Raw genomic sequence first — 24,393 nt, forward strand, 5'->3', positions numbered from 1 at the left:
TTGGAAGTTTAAAACGCTATAAGCGAATGGAATTGTTTATGCAGGGGATGGGAAAGCAGACGATCAGCACAGCACCTCACCGTACTTATCGCGGTGCTCTTTCGGCGTCATATCGTAATCTTTGCGGAATACCGAATAGAAGTACTGTAAGGAAGGATAGCCGCACATCTGTGAGATCTCGTTGATTGACAGCGAGCTGGAAATTAACAGGTTGCGCGCCCTCTCCAGCTTCTCGCCGTGGATCATATTGTGGTTGGTCTGGCCGGTCTCATCCTTGAAGCGCTTCTCCAGGTTCGATCGCGACATGCCGACCGATTCCAGCACCTGCTCCACCTTAATCCCTTTGCAGGCGTGATGGCGAATATAATGCATCGCCTGGATCACCGCCGGGTCGCGCAGCGAACGGAAGTCGGTCGAGCGCCGTTCCACCACCTTTACCGGCGGCACCAGAATGCGTTGCAGCGGCATTTCCCGCTCATTCAACAGCTGATGCAGCAGTTTTGCCGCACGGTAGCCCATTTGCCGCGTGCCCTGCGCCACCGAAGAGAGCGCCACGCGCGATAAATAACGCGTCAGCTCTTCATTATCGATGCCAATCACGCTGAGTTTTTCCGGCACGGCAATGTCCAGATGCTCACACACCTGCAGCAGATGACGGGCGCGGGCATCGGTGACCGCAATAATTCCGGTCTGCTGCGGCAGGGTTTGCACCCAGTCCGCCAGCCGGTTTTGCGCGTATTGCCAGTTCTCCGGCGCGGTTTCCATTCCCTGATACACCACGCCCTGATACTGCTCGGCCGAAACCAGATTGCGGAAGGCCTGTTCCCGCTCCTGCGCCCAGCGCTTGCCGCCTTCCGGCGGTAAGCCGTAAAAGGCAAAGCGGTTCAGGCCCTTTTCCTTCAGGTGCATAAAGGCCGCTTCGACCAACGCATGGTTATCCGTGGCGATGTAATGCACCGGCGGGTAATCTTCTTTTTGCAGATACGAGCCGCCCACGCCAACGATAGGCACCTTAACGTTGTGCAGCAGCCTGGCTATCTCACCGTCATCAAAATCCGCAATCACCCCATCGCCCAGCCAGTCGCGGATATTGTCGATGCGGCAGCGGAAATCTTCCTCAATAAAGATGTCCCAGTCGCACTGTGAAGCCTGCAGATATTCGCCGACGCCTTCCACCACCTGACGGTCATAGACTTTATTGGCGTTAAACAGCAAGGTAATGCGAAAACGTTTGCCGAACATACGGGTTCCCCTGAAATCATGCTGCTCTCTGGATAGCACAGCCATCAATAGAGCAGTGAAAATGCCGCCAGATTTGTGAGGCAACGCGAAGCCTTTCGCTGGGCCGGCACATTCTGGCGGCATTCCAGGCGATTCATACCCGACGCTTGGTGGCGGAATCCATCCACACCGCCAGCAGCAAAATCGCCCCTTTAACGATGTATTGCCAGAAGGTCGGCACGTCCAGCATACTCATGCCGTTATCCAGCGACGCCATAATAAAGGCCCCCATCACCGCACCGGCGACGCTGCCGATGCCGCCCGCAAGGCTGGTTCCGCCAATTACGCAGGCCGCTATCGCATCCAGCTCGGCAATGTTGCCGGCCGAAGGTGAACCGGCACCCAGTCGGGAGCTGAGGATCAGCCCGGCAATCGCCACCATCAACCCATTAATGGCGAACACCGCCATCTTGGTGCGCTCAACGTTTACGCCCGACAGGCGCGCGGCATCGATGTTGCCGCCAATAGCATAAATGCGTCTGCCAAAGGCGGTTCGGGTGGCCATAAACATTCCGGCCAGCATCAGCGCGGTCAGGATCAAGACCGGCGTGGGCACCCCGCGATAATCATTCAGCAGATACACCGCGCCCAGCACGATAATCGCCATGATGCTTTGGCGCGTGACGTCGCCGCTGGCACTGGCCACCGGCAATCCCATTTGTGCCCGACGTGCGCGACGTCGCCACTGCCAGGCGACAAACAGCATCAGCCCCACCGCCCCAATACCAAAGCCCAGCCCGCCGGGCAGATAGCTTTGCCCCATCAGCGACATCGCATCGCTGGTCGGCGCTACCGTGGTGCCGTTAGTGATGCCGATCAGCACGCCGCGAAACGCCAGCATGCCGGCAAGGGTGACAATAAATGACGGAACCTTGCGGTAAGCCACCCACCAGCCATTCCACGCACCCAACAACACCCCAGCCAACAGCGTCACCACAATGGTCAGCGGCAGCGGCCAGCCCAGCCAGACATCGAAGATCGCCGCCGCACCGCCCAGTAATCCCATCATTGAGCCCGACGACAGATCGATTTCGGCAGAGACAATCACGAACACCATGCCCACCGCCAGAATGCCGGTGATCGCTGTCTGGCGCAGCAGGTTGGAGATATTACGGGCGCTCAGGTAGGCACCTTCGGTAGTGAAGGTGAAAAACAGCATGATCACCACAATGGCGGCCAGCATCACGAAGACTTGCAGATTGAGAGACTTCAACCGCAGGCCGCGTGGCGTGACTGCCGGTAAACTCACTTCAGATTGCGTGCTTTTCGACATCAGTTTCACTCCTTAACGCGGCTTCCATAATCTGTTCCTGGGTCAGGTTGCGGTTCGGCAGATCGGCTTTGATTCTCCCTTCATGCATCACCAACACCCGGTCGCTCAGCCCCAGCACTTCGGGCAGTTCAGAAGACACCACAATTACGGCGATGCCCTGCTGCACCAGCTGGTTAATCAATTTGTAGATTTCATATTTCGCCCCGATATCGATGCCGCGCGTGGGCTCATCGAGGATCAGAATTTGCGGGTCCAGTAACAGACAGCGCGCCAGAATCGCTTTTTGCTGATTGCCGCCGCTGAGCCGGCCAATCGCCAGCAAGGGCGAGGAGGTTTTCACCTTCAGCCGCGCCAGCGAATGCTGAATGGTGGCCTGTTCTTTGGCTTCATCCAGCAGCGAGAAGCGCCCGCTGTACTGGCCTAATGCCGCCAGAGTGATATTTGCCCCCACGCTCATCACCGGCACGATGCCGTCACGTTTACGATCTTCAGGCACCATCGCAATGCCCTGCGCCATCGCATGGCGACAGTGCTGAATGGTCACCGGGCGACCGTTTACCGCGATGTTGCCTTGCCAGCGGCCAGCGTAAACGCCAAACAGGCACTGCATGGTTTCGGTACGGCCCGACCCCACCAGCCCGGCGACACCGAGAATTTCGCCGCGCCGCAGGGTAAAGGAAACGTCATCGACGCGGCGAATATGGCGGTTAACCGGATGCCACGCGGTGAGGTTGTCCACCTGCAGTACCACCTCACCAATCTGATGCGGCTCCTGGGGATACAGCTCGGTTAACTCACGCCCCACCATCATCGCAATGATGTCGTCTTCGTTCATGCCTGCGGCGGAGCGCGTGGCGATATGCCGCCCGTCCCGGATCACGCAAATTAAATCCGAGATGGCTTTCACCTCGTTCAGCTTGTGCGAGATGTAGATGCAGGCAATATCGTGATCGCGCAGATCGCTGATGATCTCCAGCAACGTGGCGGTTTCGCTTTCGGTGAGCGAAGCGGTTGGCTCATCCAGTACCAACAGGCGCACCTGCTTATTCAGCGCTTTGGCAATTTCCACCAGCTGTTGCTGGCCCAGGCCAAGCTCACCCACGCGGGTATTGGGGTCGATGTTCAGCTTGACCTGCGCCAGCATTCGCTGGCAGCGCAGATACATCGACTCGTAATCCATCAGGCCAAAACGGCCCCATTCGCTGCCAAGAAACATGTTCTCCAGCACGGTCATTTGTTTCACCAGCGCCAGCTCCTGGTGAATAATGGCAATGCCCTTTTGTTCGGTTTCCCGAATGGTTTTCGCGGTGATCAGATCGCCTGAAAAATAGATCTCACCTGAATAACTGCCGTGCGGATATATTCCGCACAGCACTTTCATTAGCGTTGATTTCCCTGAACCATTCTCACCACAAAGTGATAATACCTGGCCTGCTTCAAGCTGCAGGCTGATATTATCGACGGCTTTAAACACGCCGAATTGCTTGGTGATATTTTTCATCTCTAAGAGAATAGCCATTCTGTCCTCCCGTTATTTCGCTGCGGAGGGTTCAATTTAATTCGGCTTTTTTATGGAATCCGTCAGCGATAATGGTACTGTCGATATTCGATTTATTGACCGAAATCGGCGTTAATAACCAGGACTTCACCTCTTTAGCGCCATTATTTAATGTGGCATTACTTTCTGGCTGCTGGCCCGAACCTAATTGCACCGCAATTTTCGCCGCGTCATCGGCCAGCTTGCTGATCGGTTTATACACCGTCATGGTTTGGGTGCCCGCCTCAATGCGTTTCACCGCCGCCAGGTCAGCATCCTGCCCCGAGATCGCCACTTTCCCCGCCAGCCCCTGAGCCGATAACGCCTGAATCGCGCCGCCCGCGGTCGCATCATTCGACGCCACCACCGCATCAATGTGGTTATTGTTGGCGGTCAGCGCATTCTCCATAATCTTCAGCGCGTTCTCTGGCAGCCAGCCGTCGACCCACTGATCGCCCACCACTTTGATTTTCCCGCTATCGATCAGCGGCTTCAGCACGGTCATCTGCCCCTGACGGAACAGCTTGGCGTTGTTATCCACCGGCGAGCCGCCCATCAGGAAGTAATTCCCCGTCGGCACGCGCTTTACCAGGCTTTGCGCCTGCAGCTGCCCGACCTTTTCGTTATCGAAAGAGATATAGAAATCGATGTCGGCGTTGTTGATCATCCGGTCATACGCCAGCACCTTGATGCCTTCGCGCTTGGCTTCTTTGATCACGTTGCTCAGCACCTGGCCGTTGTAAGGAATGATCACCAGCACATCGACCCCGCGATTGATCATGTTCTCAATCTGCGCCATCTGCGTCTCTTCGTTGCCGTTGGCTGACTGCACAAACACGTTTGCGCCCAGCGATTCGGCCTTCTTCACAAAAATATCGCGATCTTTCTGCCAGCGCTCCAGACGCAGATCGTCAATCGCCATCCCGATTTTGATTTCTTTACTGACGCCAGGCTGGCTGGCCAACACGAACAGCGCACAGGCAGAGAGTAAGAGGTGCTTGAATTTCATTTTTATTACCCTTTTTTATTGATGGTGTCGGGGAAATAGAGGTCACGAAACGTCCAGCGGATTGTTGTCAATTGCTTCCGGTTGAGCAATTACTGATTCTTACCCGTTGATTACGATTTTTGGTTTAGTTTTTGTTTTATGACCACGGTCATGTTTTGCTGTCGGAATTCACCTTCAGCGCATTTAAAAATGCGGCACCGGCTGAGGTTAACTTTTTGCGCTGAATAATGAGATCTCACGCACAGTTAATAATTCTCTGAATTTGAGTGTGAAATAACGTAATTGTGGTTCGGCCCCTGAACTCCGAAGATGCCCCTATCCCGCCAGACGGGCCAGCTACCCAGGAGTCAACCATGCAACCCTATTTTGATCAGCTTGAACAGGTTCGCTTTGAAGGAACCGGCAGTAAAAACCCGCTGGCGTTTCGCCATTACAATCCCGACGAAATCGTCCTCGGCAAACGTATGGATGAACATCTGCGTTTTGCTGCCTGTTACTGGCACACCTTCTGCTGGACCGGGGCGGATATGTTTGGCGTCGGGGCGTTCGAGCGGCCGTGGCAACAGGCAGGGGATCAGTTGGCGCTTGCAAAGCGTAAGGCCGATGTCGCCTTCGAATTCTTCCAGAAACTGAACGTGCCTTACTACTGCTTCCACGATGTGGACGTCTCGCCGGAAGGCGACTCGCTGAAGACCTACCTGAATAACTTTGCGGTGATGAGCGATGTGCTGGCGGAAAAACAGCAGTCCACCGGCGTCAAGCTGCTGTGGGGCACCGCCAACTGCTTTACCCATCCCCGCTATGGCGCAGGTGCGGCCACCAGCCCCGATCCGGAAGTGTTCAGCTGGGCAGCGACTCAGGTGTTCACCGCGATGAACGCAACGAAGAAACTGGGCGGCGAAAACTACGTGCTGTGGGGCGGACGCGAGGGTTATGAAACCCTGCTTAACACCGATTTACGTCAGGAGCGCGAGCAGATTGGTCGCTTTATGCAGATGGTGGTTGAGCATAAGCATAAGATTGGCTTCCAGGGCTCGCTGCTGATTGAGCCGAAACCGCAGGAGCCGACCAAGCACCAGTATGATTACGACGTGGCGACGGTGTATGGCTTCCTGAAGCAGTTCGGGCTGGAAAAAGAGATCAAGGTGAATATCGAGGCGAACCACGCCACCCTCGGCGGCCACTCCTTCCATCATGAGATTGCCACGGCGATTGCGCTGGGGATCTTCGGCTCGGTCGATGCCAACCGTGGCGATCCTCAGCTCGGCTGGGATACCGATCAGTTCCCGAACAGCGTGGAAGAAAATGCGCTGGTGATGTTTGAAATTCTTAAAGCGGGCGGCTTTACCACCGGCGGCCTCAATTTTGATGCCAAAGTCCGCCGTCAGAGCACCGATAAATACGATCTGTTCTATGGTCATATTGGTGGCATGGATACCATGGCGCTGGCGCTGAAGGTGGCGGCGAAGATGATTGAAGAGGGTGAGCTGCATCAGCTGGTCGCCAAACGCTACGCCAACTGGAACGGCGAGCTGGGCCAGCAGATCCTGCAAGGCAAGCTGTCGCTGGATGCGCTGGCGAAATACGCCGGCGATCATAACCTGGCCCCACAACATCAGAGCGGTCATCAGGAAAAGCTGGAGAATCTGGTGAATCGCTATCTGTTTGGTTAATACAAGGACACGTCCCTATGTATATCGGCATCGATCTCGGCACCTCCGGGGTGAAGGCTATCCTGCTCAGTGAAAGCGGGCAGTTGCTTGCCACGCACGGTGAGCCGCTGACGATTTCACGCCCGCAGCCATTATGGTCCGAGCAGTCGCCTGCTGAATGGTGGCAGGCAACGGATAAGGCGATGCAGGCGCTGGCGAAACAACAGGATTTGCAGCAGGTGAAGGCCATCGGCCTGACCGGACAAATGCACGGCGCCACGCTGCTGGATGCGCGCCAGCAGATCTTACGTCCGGCGATCCTGTGGAACGACGGCAGAAGCGCGGCGCAATGTCGGGAACTGGAACAGGCGGTTCCGGCCTCGCGTGATATCACCGGCAACGTGATGATGCCGGGGTTCACTGCGCCCAAGCTGCTGTGGGTGAAGCAGCACGAGCCGGAGATTTTCAGCCAGATCGACAAAGTGCTGCTGCCGAAGGATTACCTGCGCTGGCGGATGACCGGTGAATTCGCCAGCGATATGTCCGATGCGGCGGGAACGATGTGGCTGAACGTCAGCCAGCGTGACTGGAGCGATGAACTGCTGTCTGCCTGCGGCCTGTCCCGCAACGCCATGCCTGCGCTGTTTGAGGGCAACCAGATTACCGGCAAGCTGCACGCCGCACTCGCCGAGCGTTGGGGCCTGGCGGGTAGCTTACCGGTGGTGGCGGGCGGTGGCGATAATGCCGCCGGCGCGATTGGCGTCGGGCTGTATCAGCCGGGCCAGGCCATGCTGTCGCTTGGCACCTCGGGGGTTTATTTCGCGGTGAGCGACGGCTTCAGGAGCAATCCGGAAAGTGCGGTGCACAGCTTCTGCCATGCGCTGCCGGAAACCTGGCATCTGATGTCGGTCATGCTGAGCGCGGCGTCCTGCCTGGACTGGGCCTGCAAGCTGACCAATATTCGCGATGTGCCGACGCTGCTTACGTTGGCGGAGCAGGCCAAACCGGTTGATGCGCCGGTGTGGTTCCTGCCCTACCTCTCCGGTGAGCGCACGCCGCATAACAATCCGCAGGCGAAAGGCGCTTTCTGGGGGCTGACGCATCAGCACGGTGCCGAACATCTGGCGCGCGCCGTGCTGGAAGGGGTGGGTTTTGCGCTGGCGGACGGCATGGATGCGCTGCATGCCAGCGGCCTGCAACCGCGCAGCATCACGCTGATCGGCGGCGGTGCGCGAAGTGCCTGGTGGCGGCAGATGCTGGCGGATATTTGCGGACATGCACTGGAGTACCGCACCGGCGGTGACGTGGGTCCTGCGCTGGGTGCGGCCAGGCTGGCGCAAATCGCGATCAATCCTCACAAGCCGCTCAGCGAGATGTTGCCCGAGCTGCCGCTGGAACAACGCCATACGCCGGATGCGGAAAATCATCAGCATTATGCCCAACAGCGGGAAACCTTCCGCCAGCTGTATCAGGCGCTGTTGCCGTTTATGACTGAGGAGTAATGCCGGTTGAGGGAGGATCTGTGAGCAGGGAATTAAGCCCCTTTCGTGCGGGGCTTATCGCGTATTACAGGGCGGCTAACTGCTGCTGAGAAGGCGCATAGAAATAGCTGCCGCTGACCGGCTTGGTAAAGCGCAGCATGGCATCGAACTTATTGTCCAGCTCGCCGAACATGCTTAACAGCTGCTTTTCAATATTGTAAAGCGTGGCGCAATAGGCGAGGAAGAACAGCCCGTTGGTGCCGCTGGCCGTACCGTATGGCAGGCTCTGGCGCAGAATTTTCAGGCCTTTGCCGTCCTCTTTCAGGTCGACACGGGCCACGTGCGACGTGGCCGGGCGGTCGTCGCCTTCCAGCTCTTCATTGCTCTCTTTGGTACGGCCCATAATCTGCTCCTGCTTGTTCACCGCCATGCGGTTAAACATCTTCAGATTATGTTCCCAGCGCTGGCTGAAGACGTAGCTGCCACCGGCATTTTCGCCTGCGCCAATCAGTGCCACAATCGGCCGCTGCTCGCCCTGCGGGTTTTCCGTACCATCAACAAAGCCGCTTAAATCGCGATCTTCCACCCAGCGGAAACCGTGGGTTTCTTCCACCACCGCAATCGATCCGCCAAATGCCTCCACCGCCGCCTGCGCCAGGCTGAAGTTCACGTCATGGCGTAAGGACTGGATATGGATCAGCAGATCGCGCTGCGTGGCGGGTGCCATGCCCTTCCCCAGCGGCTGAAAGTCTTTCAGCTCAGCGGTGCTGTTTGCAGGGTTCAGATCGTTCCATAACGCCGGGCCAAAGGCGATAACCGCACCCAGTCCCGCATCCGGCCAGCGCTGTTGCAACTGCTCAAGCTGCTGCAGGAAAAGAGGAATACCCTGACGAAAGGCGGCTAAATCGCCCTGCATCATCGCTTCAAGGTAAACAGCAAAACGGCGATGTTCTAATAAAATGCCGCTCTGGGACTGGGACATGGTGTGGCTCTCCTGCTATTTTTGCCAGATGATTTTACTGATGGTCCATTTCTGCAGCGCCTCATCCGACGGCATCAGGCCTTCCGGACCGTGCCATTCGCCGGTAAAGACGTAGCTGATATGCTGACTGCCTGGTGCATTACACTCCACGCCGTCGCTGTCTTTGCCGGTGCCTTTCTGGCAGGCGCCGAAGGCTTTGCGGAACAGATCGCTGAACGGCGTACCGATTTTATTGCCGTCGGCGGAGGCGATGCTGCTGTCGGTCACCTCAATACGGTCGACGGTCGACTGCCCGCTCACTTCCACCTTAACCTTGGCATCTTTCACGGCCTGGAAGAAGGTCACCACGTTGCCGTTATCACTGCGCATCCCTTTGCGCACCTGATAGTTGCCGTTGAGGCCGTCACTGATAGCCTCTTCGGTCATGGCGGTGCTGCCATTCAGCGTGCCGACACCCTGCTCTTCAACGGTGAGCGAGGAGCCAAACCAGTGCCATGGCGCCAGGCTGGACCACGAATAGGTCAGCGGATTCCACCAGGTCGCGCCGTTGGACGGCTGGGGTGAAGGGCCTGAACTGGCGCAACCGGCCAACAGCAAAGCGACGGCGATCAGTGCCGGGCGAACAGATTTCATTGCAACTCCTGTCATGGTGACTCAAAACGTCTGAACTGGTTGGAGTGTTAATCCGTGAAAAAGTTTTATCCGGCTCACAGAGTCGGATAAAAACCTGAAAGTGCCAGGCAACAGGTTTATGCCATATTGCTGGCAGGATCAAAACAGGCTTTTAACCGCCGGTTGAAAGCCAGCCAGTACAGCGCCAGCAGATCAAAACCGGTAAACAGGATCACCAGTGGTGAAACGGCGTCGTCGCCGTGCCACAGGGTGAAAGCCTGTAACGCCAGCATCGCCACCAGGGTCAGCATCAGCACCCAGCGCCAGGCCTGCCAGAGTTTCGGTGCGCGCTGGCGATAGCCGGTTAACAGCAGGCCCAGCGCGGCGGGCACGCCTAATCCCAGCCCCAACCAGAAGGCATGGGTGTCAGGATAGAATAACGCCAGCAGCGAAGTCCCTTGCTGACGCGAGGCGCCAGCCATCACAAACAGCACCCAGGTGCGGGCCTGTAACAGCAAAATCGCCCAGAAGCCCAGAGGTAATCGCAGCTGGCCTCGGGCATCGTAATCGTCAGGGGAATACATCAGGTTATTTCACATCACAGGCAGGAACGTCGGGTGACACCGCGCCACCCGAGCGATTAATATTCGCGATCTTCGATCAGGCGTTTGCCGAGCAGCGCGCTGTCCACCGCTTCATAATCGAGCTTTTCATAAAAGCCCATTACCGCATCATTTTCTTCACGCACCATCACGTGGATTTTCGGACATCCGCGGGCGATCAGCTTTTTCTCCAGCCGGTTGATCAACGCGTTGGCAAAGCCACGGCCCTGATAATCGGGATGAACGCCGAGATAATAAGCCGATCCACGATGACCGTCGTAGCCGCCCATCAGCGTGCCGACAATTACCCCACCGACGACCGCCACCAGAAACAGATCGGGATCGTGATTGAGCTTACGCTCGATATCCATTTCCGGATCGTTCCAGGGACGTAACAGATCGCAACGCTCCCACAGGGTAATCACTTCTTCAAAATCGTCCTGGCTAAATACGCGAATTTCCATGGCGTTGCCCCAGATGTTAACCACAATTTGCTGATTATCACGCTTTCTTTCGGCGGTGCAAGCCTCAACCACCATTAAGAGCGAAAAAAACGCCCGAGCCCATCTGTTAGCCTGCTGAAATGGAAAGTAAAAAGTTGAAATAGTTCCCTCCTCGCGCGGGAGCTATTGTTACGATATAACAATAAGCACTTTGTGCCCTGAGGATGTGTTGATGAAAAAGTTTGGCCAGATGACCCCGTTAACTTCCCGACGTCAGCTGCTGCTTTCCGGCCTGGCGTTGGCTTTACTGGTCAATAAACCGGCAAGGGCGAAAGAGGAAAGCGCGTCGCTAAAACTCGCTTCGGCACGGGCTAAAGCCAACACCCCGCCACCGCCGTCCGCCAACGGTAAAAAAATCGTGATGATCGATCCGGGCCACGGCGGCATTGACTCCGGTGCGGTGGGCGAAGAGGGTTCCGAAGAGAAGCATGTGGTGCTGGAAATTGCCAATCATATCCGCACCATGCTCAACGACCATCCGCATATCGAAGCGCGGCTCACCCGCGAGTCCGACCACTTTATTCCCTTGGGTGAGCGTGTCGAAATCGCCCATCAGCACGGCGCGAACCTGTTTATGTCGATCCACGCCGACGGTTTTACCAGCCCCGATGCCAACGGTGCCTCGGTGTTTGCCCTGTCCAATCGCGGGGCCAGCAGCAGCATGGCGCGCTACCTGTCGCAGCGTGAAAATGCCGCCGATGACGTCGGTGGCGTCAAGGCCGCCGATAAAGACCACTATCTGCAGCAGGTGCTGTTCGACCTGGTACAGACCGACACCATTAAAAACAGCCTGACGCTGGGCAAACACGTGCTGGGCCAAATCCGTCCGGTGCATCACCTGCACAGCCAGCATACCGAACAGGCGGCGTTTGCCGTGCTGAAGTCCCCTTCGATCCCGTCGGTGTTAGTGGAAACCTCCTTTATTACCAACCCGGCTGAGGAGCGTCTGTTAGGCACCACCGCTTTCCGGCAAAAAATCGCCACGGCGATTGTCGGCGGCATCGTCAGCTACTTTAATGAGTTCGATGCCAATAACAGACGCCCCAGCTGACCCATTTTGGCGTATACTCCGCGCGTCAATTTTCATCAGCAAGGTAAGCCATGAACGCACCCGACCTCGCCCAGGTGAAGCAGTTTCTGCTCACATTACAGGACAGCATTTGCCAGCAGTTAGCCCAGGCTGACGGCAAGGCAAATTTTGAAGAAGACAGCTGGGACCGCGAAGGCGGCGGCGGCGGTCGAAGCCGCGTGCTGCGCAACGGCGCGATATTCGAGCAGGCCGGCGTTAACTTCTCCCACGTTCATGGCGATCAAATGCCGGCGTCTGCCACCGCACACCGTCCGGAGCTGGCAGGCCGCAGCTTTGAAGCGATGGGCGTGTCGCTGGTGATCCCCCCGGAAAACCCCTATCTGCCGACCAGCCATGCCAACGTGCGCTTCTTTATTGCCGAGAAGCCCGGTGCCGATCCGGTGTGGTGGTTTGGCGGCGGGTTCGATATGACCCCGTATTACGGCTTCGCCGAAGACGCCGTGCACTGGCACCAGACGGCCAGCGATCTCTGCCAGCCGTTTGGTGAAGATGTCTATCCGCGCTATAAAAAGTGGTGCGACGACTACTTCTTTATCAAGCACCGCAACGAGCAGCGCGGCATCGGCGGGCTGTTCTTCGACGACCTGAATACCCCTGACTTTGACCATTGCTTCCGCTTTACTCAGGCGGTGGGCGAAGGCTTTTTGCAGGCCTATCTGCCAATTATCGAACGCCGCAAGGGGTTGAGCTGGGGCGAACGTGAGCGGGATTTCCAGCTGTACCGCCGTGGCCGCTACGTAGAGTTCAATCTGGTGTGGGATCGCGGCACCTTGTTTGGTCTGCAAACCGGTGGGCGAACCGAGTCGATTCTGATGTCTATGCCGCCGCTGGTGCGCTGGGAGTATGACTACGCGCCGCAGCCAGGCACCCCGGAAGCCGCGCTCTATACCGATTTCCTGCCGGTGAAAGACTGGATTTAAGCTAAAAAAAAGGGGCGATAACACGCTTATCGCCCCTTGCATCCTCTTCAGCCTGCAGCTTTATAACGGTGCCGTTTGCGCCTCAACCACCGCCAGCGCCACCATATTGACGATACGCCTGACCGAGGCGATTGGCGTCAGCACATGCACCGGTTTGGCAATCCCCATCAGTACCGGACCGACGGTCACCCCTTCCGAACAGGACACGCGCAGCAGGTTGTAGCTGATCCGCGCCGCCTCGACGTTCGGCATAATCAGGATATTCGCCGCGCCTTTTAACGGGCTGTCCGGCATCAACTCCTGACGGATGCTTTCCACTAACGCCGCATCGCCATGCATCTCACCGTCTATTTCCAGCTCCGGCGCGCGCGCTTTCACCAACGCCAGCGTTTCCCGCATCTTACAGGCGGCCGGCGCGTTGGAGGTGCCGAAACTGGAGTGTGAGAGCAGCGCAACTTTCGGTTCAATACCAAAGCGGCGCACGGTTTCCGCCGCCATCAGCGTCAGCTCGCACAGCTGTTCCGGCGTGGGATCCTCATTGACGTAGGTATCGGCGATAAAGGTGTTGCCGGCAGGCAGCAGCAGCGCGTTCATCGCTCCGGCTACCCTGACGCCTTCGCGGAAGCCAAACAGCTTTTCGATCACCTCGTAATGCTCTTTGAAGTCGCCAATGGTGCCGCAGATCAGCGCATCGGCTTCACCGCGATGTACCATGATTGCGCCAATCAGCGTCGGGTTGCCGATCACCGCGCGCTGGGCCTGTTCTGGCGAAACGCCGCGCCGCTTCATAATCTGGTAATACTCGCTCCAGTAGGCTTTAAAACGCGGATCGGATTCGTTATTCACCACGTCAAAATCCTTTCCGGCTTCAATCTTCAGCCCCAGCTTTTTCAGCCGCATGTCGATCACGCTCGGGCGGCCGATCAGGATCGGTTTCGCCAGCCCCAGCGAGACTAACTCCTGGGTGGCATGCAGCACTCTGGCTTCCTCGCCTTCCGCCAGCACAATCCGTTTCGGATCTTTGCGCGCCTGCGAAAAGATCGGCTTCATAAACAGGTTGGTTTTATAAACAAACTCGCTGAGCTTTTCGCGATAGGCGTCCATATCCTCAATCGGCCGCGTCGCCACGCCGGAATCCATCGCCGCCCTGGCCACCGCCGGCGCTATCTGCACAATCAGCCGTGGATCGAAGGGTTTGGGGATCAGGTAATCCGGGCCAAACGCCAGTTCTTCATCGCCATAGGCGGAAGCCACCACGTCACTCTGCTCTGCCAGCGCCAGTTCGGCGATAGCATGCACCGCAGCCAGCTTCATCTCTTCATTAATCGCCGTCGCACCGACATCCAGCGCGCCACGGAAAATAAACGGGAAGCACAGCACGTTATTCACCTGGTTGGGATAGTCGGAACGTCCGGTACAGATAATCGCATCCGGCCGCACCGCTTTTGCCAGCGGCGGCAGAATTTCAGGCTCCGGATTGGCCAGCGCGAGGATCAGCGGATCGCGCGCCATTTTTTTCACCATCTCCTGCGACATCACGCCGGGACCCGAACAGCCCAGGAAGATATCGGCACCTTCAATCACCTCATCCAGCGTGCGTTTGCCGCTGTCCTGCACCGCATAGGCCGCTTTGGTTTCGGCCATATTTGCTTCGCGCCCCTGGTAAATCACCCCTTTGGAGTCGCAGACCACAATGTTGTGTTTCTGCATTCCCAACGCCACCAGCAAATTCATGCAGGCGATGGCGGACGCACCGGCGCCCGAAACCACCAGCCGCACGTCGGAAATGGTTTTCTTCACCACCCGCAGCCCGTTGAGTACCGCGGCGGTACAGATTATGGCGGTGCCGTGCTGATCGTCATGGAATACCGGGATATTCATCCGCTCACGCAGCATCTTTTCGATATAGAAGCACTCGGGCGCTTTGATATCTTCCAGATTGATGCCGCCAAAGGTCGGCTCCAGCGCGGCAATCACGTTGATCAGCTTGTCGGGATCCAGCTCATCAATTTCGATATCGAACACGTCGATGCCGGCGAACTTTTTAAACAGCACGCCCTTCCCTTCCATCACCGGCTTACCTGCCAGCGCACCGATATTGCCCAGCCCCAGCACCGCGGTGCCGTTAGAGATCACCGCCACCAGATTTCCCCGCGCGGTGTACTTAAAGGCGGCGAGCGGATCGGCGGCAATTTCCAGACAGGGTGCCGCCACGCCCGGCGAGTAAGCCAGTGCCAGATCGCGTTGTGTTGCCAGGGGTTTCGTCGGTGAGACCTGAATTTTTCCCGGAACCGGGAACTGATGAAAATCGAGCGCACTCTGTTTCAGTTGTTCGTCCATTATCAGGATCCTTGTTTTCTACGGAGGGAGTCAACGCGTCAGTATAAAAGGGCTTCGCCGGGCAAAACTTGAAGCAGTGCATAAAACCGCCAGGAATTCAGGTTTTATGGAAATGGTTTCCAGTAATCAGCAACAGCGAATAAACCCCGCCCGGCGTCAGCAACGTGGCGCCTTCAAAGACGGGATAAATGCCTGCGGGGGAGAAAAGGCAGAGCAGCCATAAAGGCTGCTGCAGAGTAAATCAGCGAGGAAAGGGCTATCGTTGAACGCCGCGATATCCGCGCGCGTTCCAGCGTTACTTGGTCATATTCAGCAAGGTGCGAATGTTCTGCGCCGAGCTGGCAATAATATCGATAGCGCCGGTTCTTAACGCGCCAAGAATGGCCATGGCTTTGGTATTTTCCGAGGCGATGGCAATCACGCAGGGTATTTTGCGCAGCTCTTCGATACTCAAACCGATCACCCGATCGTTCATCACCGTATCAACGTGCTGGCCCTGCGCATTAAAGAAGTCATAGCCCGCCACATCCCCGGTGACGCCCTGATTCAGGCTGGCATCAATAATTTCATGCGGCGTAAACCAGCCGAGCTTCACCATATAGCTGTTCTCGTTCATGTCACCAATGCCGACCAGCGCGATATCGGCTTTGCGGGCGCGATCGAGGGTCTCTTTAATGGTGCCGTTCTGCATAAAGGACTCTTTCAGCGCGCGGTTTTCCACGTAGGCCGGAGCATACAGCGTTTCGCTGATGCCGCCGAATTTGCGCGCCAGACGGCGGCTGATATGGTCGGCGTTGATCGCATCGCCAGGACGATGAGTGCCGCCAATGCCGCTGATAAAGTGGCAGTTGCGGATCGGCACGTTGCCGGGATGATCGGCCACCGCGGCGATATTGCGTCCCTGTCCGACGGCGACCACCGCGTTATCCTTCAGCGTCTGCGCCAGATGCGCGGAAACCAGCGCTGCAACCTGACGGCGCTGCTCTTCTTCATCCTGATAATCCAAAGCGATTAAGGCACGTTGCAGCGGAAAACGCTCCAGCAGCTGCTGTTCCAGGCGGGTACTGAACACCGGGTGATAGCGCACGTTGATTTCAACAATGCCCTCTTCCTTGGCCCGCTTGAGCAAGCGACCCACTTTGATGCGGGAAATACCGAATTTACGCGCGATCTCTTCCTGGGTAATTTCGTCCTGATAGTAGGCAACGGCAATTTCCGTCAGCAGTTCTGTATCCTGAGAAGGCGAGTTCTTTTCCATCCGGGTTCTCTTGAGCTGGAGATAAGTCGGTGCCTGGCGGGCAACAAAGCCCGGGCGGCACTCGGGCCGCCCGCACGGTATAGACCGGATTTATACCACTTTCCCCCGGCGATGAGCCAATGATTGCCCATTCTTGCCCGGGGGAAGCTCACAATTAGCGGCGGATTGCGTCAATTTTCAGCATACGGGCAATGACGATATCCAGCTCTTTCTCGTCAAAAATCTGCTTCCAGTCGGGTTTCACAATCTTCTCACGGCCATATTCCATGGCGATCATGCAGGCATCCGAGAACGGGTTGGTGGCGCGGAAAGCTACCGCCAGCGCAATCTGAATATGCCCGTAGAGCATCGCTTTCGCAGCGGCTTCCGGCACGCCAGAATGCTTGACCGTTTCGTCCAGCGCTTCTTTCATAAAGGCACCGACCATACAGGCCACGGTTTCCACTAACGTTGGCTCCAGATAGGCCAGCTGCTTCACCGTTACCCAGTGCACTTCCTCAACCGGGCCGTACATCACGCTGACCACCTTGCTCAGCTCGGCTTTTTGCGCCTCGCTGCCGGTCTCATAGGATGCGGCAATGTGCTGGATGGCGGCCACACCTCCGAACGCATCGGCATGTTCTTCCTTGGTGTAACGCTCGAGGAATACCGAGGGATGGCAAGGGTGCGCAACCGCGTACTCAATGCCGTCGCGCTGGGCGATCAGGTTGGCATAGGCGGCAGCCGGATCCAGCGTTAACAGGATGCCGCCGGTTTTCATCTGCGGCACCACGATTTCAGACACTTTGCCCAACACGATGTCCGGCACCGCGAGGATCACCACATCACTGACCGGCACCACCGATTCAGCGGCTGACAGTTCACGGCCCTGAGCGGTGACCTGTTCCTGCGCCTGTGGCGCGCTCTCACAATAGAAGACCTGATAATCACTTTTTTGCAGATTGGCAGAGATGCGCATGCCCATTTTGCCGCCGGCGCCAATAACGGTAATTGTTTTTAATTGTGTGCTCATAAAATCACTCCTGGAATTGATGTTTCGCTAAATAATCGACGCTTTGTTGAGTCCACTGCTGTTCCAGCTGGCAGGTGCGTTGCGCATCCTGCTGCCAGGGTAACCAGTGCTCGACGATTTGGTTGATGCCTCTGCTGTCCGGGCGCACGCGCTCAATCAGCTGGCGATAATTCAGTAAGCCTTCGCCCATCGGACTGCCGGCGAGGGTAAAGCCGACCCAGCCATCCTGACGCGAGAAAGCAAAATCTTTGATATGCAGGTTCAGTACCCGATCGACGGTGTTTTCAATCACCTGTTCAGGCAGTTCCAGCGCGGCCACGCAGTTGGCCGGATCGAGACATACGCCCAGAGACGGGGAGTCGAAGCGGTTGATCACCGACATCATGTCGGCGCTGCGCACCTGCTCGTAGGTTTCCAGACAGAGTTTGACCTGCTGCTGCTCAAATTTTGGCAGCACGGTTTCGATCATCGCGCCCGCTTCGGCCAGCGTTGGTCGTGACGTCGCGCTGTTGAACATCGACCGCAATACGGTCACTTCAAGCGCATCGGCCAGTTCGAGGTAGCGTTGCAGATGCCCGGCTTCCAGACCCCGCGTGCCCAGCTCAAGCGCCATGCCCAGCTGGTCAGCCTGCTGCCGCAGCGCCTGAAGCTGCGCCGCGCTCCAGCTCTCAATCTGCGGATAGTCGCAAATCTGGAACAGCGACACGCCCATCTCGGCGGTGTGCTGCAGGACCTGTTGCAGGGTCATCGGTGCCGGGACTTTTTCTGACATCCGCCAGAAATAGGCGTAGGTGCTTAAGCCTGTTGCCATGCTGCCTCCTGAGATGTAGCCAGCTCGGCGGCTTCATCAATGATTGATGCCAGTGCCGCCGGCTGATGGGCAAAGCGTCCAAGGAACAAACCGTCAACGTGGTGACCCAGACGGCGTAATAAGCCCGGCCCCGCGCTGCCGCCATAAATCACGCTGAAGGTGAATTCCCCCAGCCCGCTGAATGCACGCAGGCCGTGGCAGACCTCAGCGATAAAATCGTCGGGCGCGGAGGTGGCCGCGCCAATCGCCCACTGCGGTTCATAGGCCAGAACGATGTGGCCGGAAAGCTGTTGCTGGCGGGCCGTCAGCAGATAAGCGTCCAGCTGCTGACGACAAACGGCAATCGCCTGCTGACTTGTGCCCTGTTCTGATTCACCCAGACAGAGCACCGGCGTCAGGCCATTGCGCAGCGAAGCGGCCAGCTTGGCGGCAATCAGCCTGTCGTCTTCGGCAAAGTAGCGACGGCGCTCGGCATGACCGATTTCGGCGAAGCCACAGCCCATTTCCGCCAGCATCGCGCCGCTGACTTCACCGGTCCAGGCACCGTTATCTTCCTGACACAGATCCTGCGCACCGACCAGCACATTGCTGCCGGCAAATGCCTCAAGCACCGGCGGCAACGCGGGAAACGCGGGCAGGACAAACAGCGCCACCTCACCACTGATTATTGCCGGATGGTTGCGGGCAATGGCCGCGACCGCCTGACTCCACGCCAGCGTCTGCTGATAGCTGAAATACATCTTCAGGCTAACGCCCAGCGTTATACGCGGCTGTGTCATCAGTGCACTCCCTGCAGGCGGGCTTCGGTCTGCGCGGTCAACTGCTGATGAATTCTGTTAACGATCAGCGCCAGTGAGACGGCACCGGCATCCGGCGTGCCGACGCTTTTTTCGGCCAGCGGACGGGCGCGGCCCATTTTCGGCACCATCTGACGGGTGGCTTCGGCACTCAGCGTCGCCTGCTTCGCGGCGGCGGCCCAGGCATCATTCAGCGAATCACCGGCCTCAACGCGGGCGCTCAGCGTTTCGCTGAACGGTACCAGCACATCGACCAGGGTTTTATCACCGACCTTCGCCTTACCAAAGTGCATGATGCCCTCTTTGGCATGCTGCACGCCCAACGCCACGCGTTGCGCATTCGGCGACTCAGCGTCACCCAGCGCGGAGCCAATGGCGGTTAACGCCACGCCCCACAACGCGCCCGAGGTGCCACCAGCTTTATCCGCCCAGGCATCGGCAGCGCGGCACAGTAAGGTGCCGGCGCCCGCGTGGCGCTGGTGCATTTCGACCGCTTTTTCCACCGCACCGGTCACGCCGCGCGCCATGCCAATGCCGTGGTCGCCGTCCCCGGCTACCGCATCAATGCGGCCTAGCTCTTCTTCATGCTGATAGATAACCTCTGCCATCGCCTTCACCACCGCCAGCACGCAGCGCGCGGACTGTTGTGACGCTTGCGAGGCGTTCGGCACCTCATCCACCTGCGGCAAAATCAGTTCGGCTGCGCTCAGCGGTTCAGCCACCAGCACGCTGCCTTTGCGGAAGGCCGGGGCATTGGCCGGCGCGCGCCAGAAGGTTTCCAGCTCGTCATCCAGCCATACCAGGGTTAATGACGCGCCGGCCATATTGAAGCTGGTGACAAACTCACCCACTTCGGGTTCAACCACTTCCAGTCCGGCGTCTTTCAACAGCTGGGCAACGCGGCGATAGACCACAAACAGCTCTTCATATTTTACCGAGCCAAGGCCGTTGAGGATTGCCGCCACGCGCTGACCGCGCGGTTCGCCAATCTCTTGCGGACACTCTTTCAGCAGGTGCTCAACAAACAGCTCCGCCAGCGTATCGGCCGGTGGAATGGCACATTCGCTGATGCCCGGTTCGCCGTGAATACCCATTCCCAATGCCATGGTGCCGTGCGCCACTTCAAACAGCGGCTGGCTGGCGCCGGGCAGCGTACAGCCGGAGAAGGCTACGCCGAGGGAACGGGTGCGGTGGTTGGCATGGCGCGCCAGCCTGGTGACCTCGGCCAGCGAGTAACCCGCTTCAGCCGCGGCGGCGGCGGCTTTAAATACCGCTAAATCACCGGCGACGCCGCGTCGCTTTTCCTGCTCGGACAGCGACGCGCTGGAGATATCGTCGGTGACCGCCAGCAGTTCACAGGGAATGCCTTCGGATTTCAGGCGCTCACAGGCCTGGCCGAAGTGCAGCACATCGCCGGCATAGTTGCCGAACGCCAGCAACACGCCGCCGCCATTGTCGGCCGCGCGGGCCACGTTATAAATCTGCTGAGCGGAAGGTGAGGCAAACAGGTTACCCATCGCCGCACCGTGCGCCATCCCCTGCCCGACCAGGCCAGAAAATGCCGGGTAGTGCCCGGAGCCGCCGCCGATAACAATCGCCACACAGCCCGGCTTGCTGCGCGTGCTGCGCACCACGCCGCCCGCCACCTGACGCACTTTGTCCGCATTCGCCGCCACAAACCCTTCGATCAGTTCATTGGCAAACGCAGAGGGTTGGTTAAAGAGATAGGTCATTGTGAAGGCTCCTGTGAAAGACGGGCAGACTGCATTCCTGAACGTTTGGCGTTGAGCAACAGCATCAACACGGCAGAGAGCAACATAAAGCCGCCGACCACCATCATCGACACGGTGTAGCTGCCGGTGGCGTCTTTTAGCATCCCGGTCAGATAGCCCGCCGAGAATCCGGCCACGTTGCCCAGCGTGTTAATCAGGGCAATTGCCGCGGCTGCTGAAGCGCCGGTCAGGAACTGCGTAGGTAAAGTCCAGAAGTTAGGTAAGGCAGCAAAGATTGAGCTGGCGGTGATGGAAATCACCAGAATGGTCGCCATCGGCGAGTCCATATACAGCGCCAGCGGCACGCTGATGGCACCGGTCAGGGCCGGCAGCGCGATATGCCAGGTTTTGCAGCCACGGCGTGATGCATCACGCGACCAGAAGAACATCACCACCGCCGCAAAGATGTACGGCACGCCGGTAATCAGCCCTTTCTCAATCACGTTAAACGAGGTGCCGAACTGCTGCTGGAAGCCAGAGATAATGGTTGGCAGGAAGAAGGCCAGCGCGTACAGGCCATAGATGAAGCCGAAGTAAATCAGGCACAGCATCCACACGCGGCCATTAAACAGCACGCTGCGCAGGCCTGGATGGGCGTTGCCCTGCTTCTGGTCACGCTCTTTTTCCAGCTCGCTGCTCAGCCACGCTTTTTCTTCGGCGTTAAGCCACTTAGCCTGACGCGGCGAGTCGGCCAGATAGAACCAGGTGACGATACCGATGACGATGGCCGGGATCGACACGCCAAGGAACATCACCCGCCAGCCGGATAAGCCAAACAGGCCATGCTGTTCGATCAGCGCGGCGGCCAGCGGTGCACCAAACACCACCGTCAGCGGCTGGGCCAGATAGAACAGCGACAGCACCTTGCTGCGATGGCGCGCCGGTACCCACATGCTCAGGAACAGAATGGCACCGGGGAAGAAGCCGGCTTCCGCCACGCCCAGCAGCATCCGCAAGATGTACAGGCCTTCGACGCTGCTTACCCAGGTAAACAGTAACGAGACGATGCCCCAGCTGACCATGATCCTCGCCAGCCACTTGCGTGCGCCGAAGCGATGCAGCGCAAGGTTGCTTGGCACCTCCAGCAGGATATAGCCAATAAAGAAGATGCCCGAGGCGAGGCCGAACTGCGCGGCGTGCAGCCCCAGATCCTCGCTCATGCCGTTTGGCCCGGCGAAAGAGATCGCCGTGCGGTCAAGGAAGTTGATGAAAAACATCAGCGCCACAAAGGGCACCAACCGCAGTGAGACTTTGCGGATAGCCGATTTTTCGACGGCCGATTGCAGATGAGTTGTCATACCACGACCCCTTTTGCCACCGGCATTAAGGAAGAAACGGCTAACGTTGTGTAGGGCGATGAACCTGGTTGAAAGTGAATTTGACGCATGGTTTGAGTCCTCAGTGGGTCTTCTTGTGCATTGCATCAATGCGTGAACATATGAACACTACCTGTATCAATGCTCATTGCCCACGGGACAATCACAAAAGTGTGAGCGACCTCAAAACCTTTCATTTTTCCGACTTCCGCCGAATAAAAGCGCAATTAAGCGACACTCGTCACCATACCTCGCGTAATAATCTCACGATCAAAAAAAACAAAAGAACACCTATTGAACATATGAGCATTTTTATGCGAGGGTAATAGCAGTTCGCCGTCGACCGGTTTTCCTGACGTCAGGATGCCCAGCGGCCCCCTTACCCGTGGAGTAACCTATGACTTCTATTGCAATTGGTGCTGATGATGCGGCGCTGGAATTAAAAAACCTGATTAAACAGTACCTTCAAACGCTGAATCTGGATGTCAGCGACTACAGTAATGATGCGCAGACCGATAAACCGATTTACCCGGACATCGCCTGGACGCTGGCCAATGCCATTAAAGACGGCAAGCATGAGCGTGGGATTTTGATTTGCGGCACCGGCATTGGCATGGCGATCGTCGCCAACAAGGTGCCGGGCATTCGTGCGGCGCAGTGCCACGATACCTATTCCGCCGAGCGCGCCCGCAAAAGTAACAATGCGCAGGTGATGACGCTGGGTGCGCGAGTGATCGGTCCTGAACTGGCGCGATCGATTGTATCCAGCTGGTTGAATTCGGAATTTGAGGGCGGCGGTTCGTCGGAGAAGGTCGATAAAATCAGCTATTACGAGCAGCACGCCGGCGCGAAATAAGCCAGCCGTTGGCGCGCAACCGTGCGCGCCATCACGAAATCCCAGGGAAGTGCTACACTGAAAAGTGCGGCATTTTTTTCGTCCGCGCGGCCTGACCATTGGGCGAACCCATTGCAATAATCAGAGAAAACGCATTTCTATTACAGGACGTCTGATGCAATGTTTGGCCTGAGAACAGAAAACCCTGTCGGGCAGACCGGCTGTTAGCCACTGAAAATTCCCCCTTATGAGAAGATTCAAGGCTGGATAGTTGGCCTTCAGCCCACGTTGTCCGCAAGGGTCGTAAACGTATGCAGATTGCACATCAAGGAGCCAAGAGATGAACCAGCTAGACGCACTGAAACAATACACCACCGTGGTGGCTGACAGTGGCGATATCGAATCCATCCGCAATTATCACCCGGAAGATGCCACCACCAACCCGTCTCTGATCCTGAAAGCCTCCAGCCTCGATTCTTACAAACACCTGATTACCGACGCTATCGACTACGCCAAAAAACAGGGCGGCAGCAAAGAGACTCAGATCATCAATGCCAGCGACAAGGTCGCGATTAACCTCGGTATGGAAATTCTGAAAAGCGTTCCAGGACGCGTTTCAACCGAAGTGGATGCACGCCTGTCGTTCGATCGCGGTATGTGTGTCACCAAGGCTGAGAAGCTGGTCAGAATGTACGAAGACAACGGCATTGACCGTTCGCGCATCCTGATCAAACTGGCTTCCACCTGGGAAGGTATCCGCGCTGCGGAAGAACTCGAAAAGAACGGCATCAACTGTAACCTGACGCTGCTGTTCTCATTCGCTCAGGCGCGCGCCTGTGCTGAAGCCGGCGTGTTCCTGATTTCGCCGTTTGTTGGCCGTATCTTCGACTGGTACAACAGCCGCAAGCCGATCGACCCGTATGTCGTTGATGAAGATCCGGGCGTGGTGTCCGTACGCAACATCTACGAATACTACAAACAGCATCGCTATAACACGGTGATCATGGGTGCCAGCTTCCGTAAAGTTGAGCAGATCCTGGCACTGGCCGGCTGCGATCGTCTGACTATCTCCCCTAACCTGCTGGAAGAACTGCAGGCCAGCGATGCGCCGGTTGAGCGTAAGCTGAAGCCGTCAACCGAGGCCTTTAACCAGCCAACGCCGATGACTGAAGCCGAGTTCCGTTGGGAGCACAATCAGGATCCGATGGCGAATGACAAGCTGGCAGAAGGTATTCGTCAGTTCGCCGTTGACCAGCAGAAGCTGGAAGACGTGCTGTCCGCCAAGCTGTAAACACTCAATAACCAGGGAG

General features: G+C 57.4%; 21 protein-coding genes. 6 read left to right on the forward strand and 15 right to left on the reverse strand.

Annotated features, from left to right (window positions below; translation table 11 throughout):
* Positions 1-63: 63 nt before the first annotated feature.
* The 4 genes from xylR to xylF all read right to left on the reverse strand — a co-directional run bounded on the left by xylR (position 64) and on the right by xylF (position 5,100).
* Positions 64-1,242, reverse strand: coding sequence for a D-xylose utilization transcriptional activator XylR (gene xylR, locus E2F51_RS00955; protein WP_134822525.1), 1,179 nt, complete (start codon positions 1,240-1,242; stop codon positions 64-66).
* Between the two features lie 133 nt (positions 1,243-1,375).
* Positions 1,376-2,554 carry a xylose ABC transporter permease XylH gene (xylH, locus tag E2F51_RS00960; RefSeq protein WP_134822526.1) on the reverse strand — a complete coding sequence of 393 codons (1,179 nt, stop codon included), beginning with the start codon at positions 2,552-2,554 and terminating at the stop codon, positions 1,376-1,378.
* Complete coding sequence (locus E2F51_RS00965; protein ID WP_134822527.1) at positions 2,532-4,073, reverse strand: xylose ABC transporter ATP-binding protein; 1,542 nt, start codon at positions 4,071-4,073, stop codon at positions 2,532-2,534. Before E2F51_RS00965 ends, xylH begins: the two co-directional genes overlap by 23 nt.
* Before the next feature lie 31 nt (positions 4,074-4,104).
* Positions 4,105-5,100 carry a D-xylose ABC transporter substrate-binding protein gene (xylF, locus tag E2F51_RS00970; RefSeq protein ID WP_134822528.1) on the reverse strand — a complete coding sequence of 332 codons (996 nt, stop codon included), beginning with the start codon at positions 5,098-5,100 and terminating at the stop codon, positions 4,105-4,107.
* Between the two features lie 353 nt (positions 5,101-5,453).
* Between xylF and xylA the strand changes: the two genes are divergently transcribed.
* Both xylA and xylB read left to right on the forward strand, forming a co-directional pair.
* Positions 5,454-6,773 (forward strand): xylose isomerase, encoded by a 1,320-nt coding sequence (gene xylA / locus E2F51_RS00975; protein ID WP_013203314.1) that lies wholly within the window; start codon positions 5,454-5,456, stop codon positions 6,771-6,773.
* 17 nt (positions 6,774-6,790) lie between these two features.
* Positions 6,791-8,254: a xylulokinase gene (xylB, locus tag E2F51_RS00980; RefSeq protein ID WP_134822529.1), complete on the forward strand. Its 1,464-nt coding sequence runs from the start codon at positions 6,791-6,793 to the stop codon at positions 8,252-8,254.
* 64 nt (positions 8,255-8,318) lie between these two features.
* Here xylB and E2F51_RS00985 read toward each other — a convergent pair whose 3' ends face one another.
* The 4 genes from E2F51_RS00985 to E2F51_RS01000 form a co-directional block, all read right to left on the reverse strand.
* Positions 8,319-9,215: a Dyp-type peroxidase gene (locus E2F51_RS00985; protein WP_134822530.1), complete on the reverse strand. Its 897-nt coding sequence runs from the start codon at positions 9,213-9,215 to the stop codon at positions 8,319-8,321.
* A 15-nt stretch (positions 9,216-9,230) separates the two neighbouring features.
* Positions 9,231-9,848 (reverse strand): RpoE-regulated lipoprotein, encoded by a 618-nt coding sequence (locus E2F51_RS00990; RefSeq protein ID WP_013203317.1) that lies wholly within the window; start codon positions 9,846-9,848, stop codon positions 9,231-9,233.
* Between the two features lie 116 nt (positions 9,849-9,964).
* Positions 9,965-10,411, reverse strand: a complete 447-nt coding sequence (locus E2F51_RS00995; RefSeq protein ID WP_013203318.1) for a DUF2919 domain-containing protein — start codon at positions 10,409-10,411, stop codon at positions 9,965-9,967.
* 56 nt (positions 10,412-10,467) lie between these two features.
* Positions 10,468-10,893: a GNAT family acetyltransferase gene (locus E2F51_RS01000; RefSeq protein WP_013203319.1), complete on the reverse strand. Its 426-nt coding sequence runs from the start codon at positions 10,891-10,893 to the stop codon at positions 10,468-10,470.
* Positions 10,894-11,104: 211 nt separating this feature from the next.
* Here E2F51_RS01000 and amiA point away from each other — a divergent pair, with 211 nt between their 5' ends.
* Positions 11,105-11,983 (forward strand): N-acetylmuramoyl-L-alanine amidase AmiA, encoded by an 879-nt coding sequence (gene amiA, locus E2F51_RS01005; protein WP_134822531.1) that lies wholly within the window; start codon positions 11,105-11,107, stop codon positions 11,981-11,983.
* A gap of 50 nt (positions 11,984-12,033) precedes the next feature.
* Positions 12,034-12,942: an oxygen-dependent coproporphyrinogen oxidase gene (hemF, locus tag E2F51_RS01010; protein ID WP_134822532.1), complete on the forward strand. Its 909-nt coding sequence runs from the start codon at positions 12,034-12,036 to the stop codon at positions 12,940-12,942.
* 60 nt (positions 12,943-13,002) lie between these two features.
* On the opposite strand, the gene maeB is transcribed toward hemF, so the two are convergent.
* From maeB to E2F51_RS01045, 7 genes are all read right to left on the reverse strand, one after another.
* A complete protein-coding gene (gene maeB / locus E2F51_RS01015) occupies positions 13,003-15,282 on the reverse strand; it encodes an NADP-dependent oxaloacetate-decarboxylating malate dehydrogenase (RefSeq protein WP_134822533.1) in 2,280 nt (759 codons plus the stop codon).
* 295 nt (positions 15,283-15,577) lie between these two features.
* Entirely contained in the window at positions 15,578-16,540 is a 963-nt protein-coding gene (locus tag E2F51_RS01020; RefSeq protein WP_013203323.1) for a sugar-binding transcriptional regulator, read from the reverse strand.
* Between the two features lie 154 nt (positions 16,541-16,694).
* Positions 16,695-17,552 (reverse strand): phosphogluconate dehydrogenase C-terminal domain-containing protein, encoded by an 858-nt coding sequence (locus E2F51_RS01025; protein WP_134822534.1) that lies wholly within the window; start codon positions 17,550-17,552, stop codon positions 16,695-16,697.
* A gap of 4 nt (positions 17,553-17,556) precedes the next feature.
* Positions 17,557-18,363, reverse strand: coding sequence for a sugar phosphate isomerase/epimerase (locus E2F51_RS01030; protein ID WP_134822535.1), 807 nt, complete (start codon positions 18,361-18,363; stop codon positions 17,557-17,559).
* Positions 18,348-19,142, reverse strand: a complete 795-nt coding sequence (locus tag E2F51_RS01035; RefSeq protein WP_134822536.1) for a triose-phosphate isomerase family protein — start codon at positions 19,140-19,142, stop codon at positions 18,348-18,350. The genes E2F51_RS01030 and E2F51_RS01035 overlap by 16 nt, the downstream gene beginning before the upstream one ends.
* Positions 19,142-20,893 carry a dihydroxyacetone kinase family protein gene (locus E2F51_RS01040; protein ID WP_134822537.1) on the reverse strand — a complete coding sequence of 584 codons (1,752 nt, stop codon included), beginning with the start codon at positions 20,891-20,893 and terminating at the stop codon, positions 19,142-19,144. The genes E2F51_RS01035 and E2F51_RS01040 overlap by 1 nt, the downstream gene beginning before the upstream one ends.
* On the reverse strand, positions 20,890-22,230 hold the full coding sequence (locus E2F51_RS01045) for an MFS transporter (protein ID WP_134822538.1): 1,341 nt from the start codon (positions 22,228-22,230) through the stop codon (positions 20,890-20,892). Before E2F51_RS01045 ends, E2F51_RS01040 begins: the two co-directional genes overlap by 4 nt.
* Before the next feature lie 415 nt (positions 22,231-22,645).
* Here E2F51_RS01045 and rpiB point away from each other — a divergent pair, with 415 nt between their 5' ends.
* Positions 22,646-23,104 carry a ribose 5-phosphate isomerase B gene (gene rpiB / locus E2F51_RS01050; RefSeq protein WP_013203329.1) on the forward strand — a complete coding sequence of 153 codons (459 nt, stop codon included), beginning with the start codon at positions 22,646-22,648 and terminating at the stop codon, positions 23,102-23,104.
* A gap of 319 nt (positions 23,105-23,423) precedes the next feature.
* Positions 23,424-24,374 carry a transaldolase gene (gene tal, locus E2F51_RS01055; RefSeq protein WP_013203330.1) on the forward strand — a complete coding sequence of 317 codons (951 nt, stop codon included), beginning with the start codon at positions 23,424-23,426 and terminating at the stop codon, positions 24,372-24,374.
* The last annotated feature ends 19 nt before the right edge of the window (positions 24,375-24,393 follow it).

This window comes from Erwinia sp. QL-Z3 (assembly GCF_004551645.1).
In the GTDB taxonomy this organism is placed as follows: Bacteria; Pseudomonadota; Gammaproteobacteria; order Enterobacterales; family Enterobacteriaceae; genus Erwinia; species Erwinia billingiae.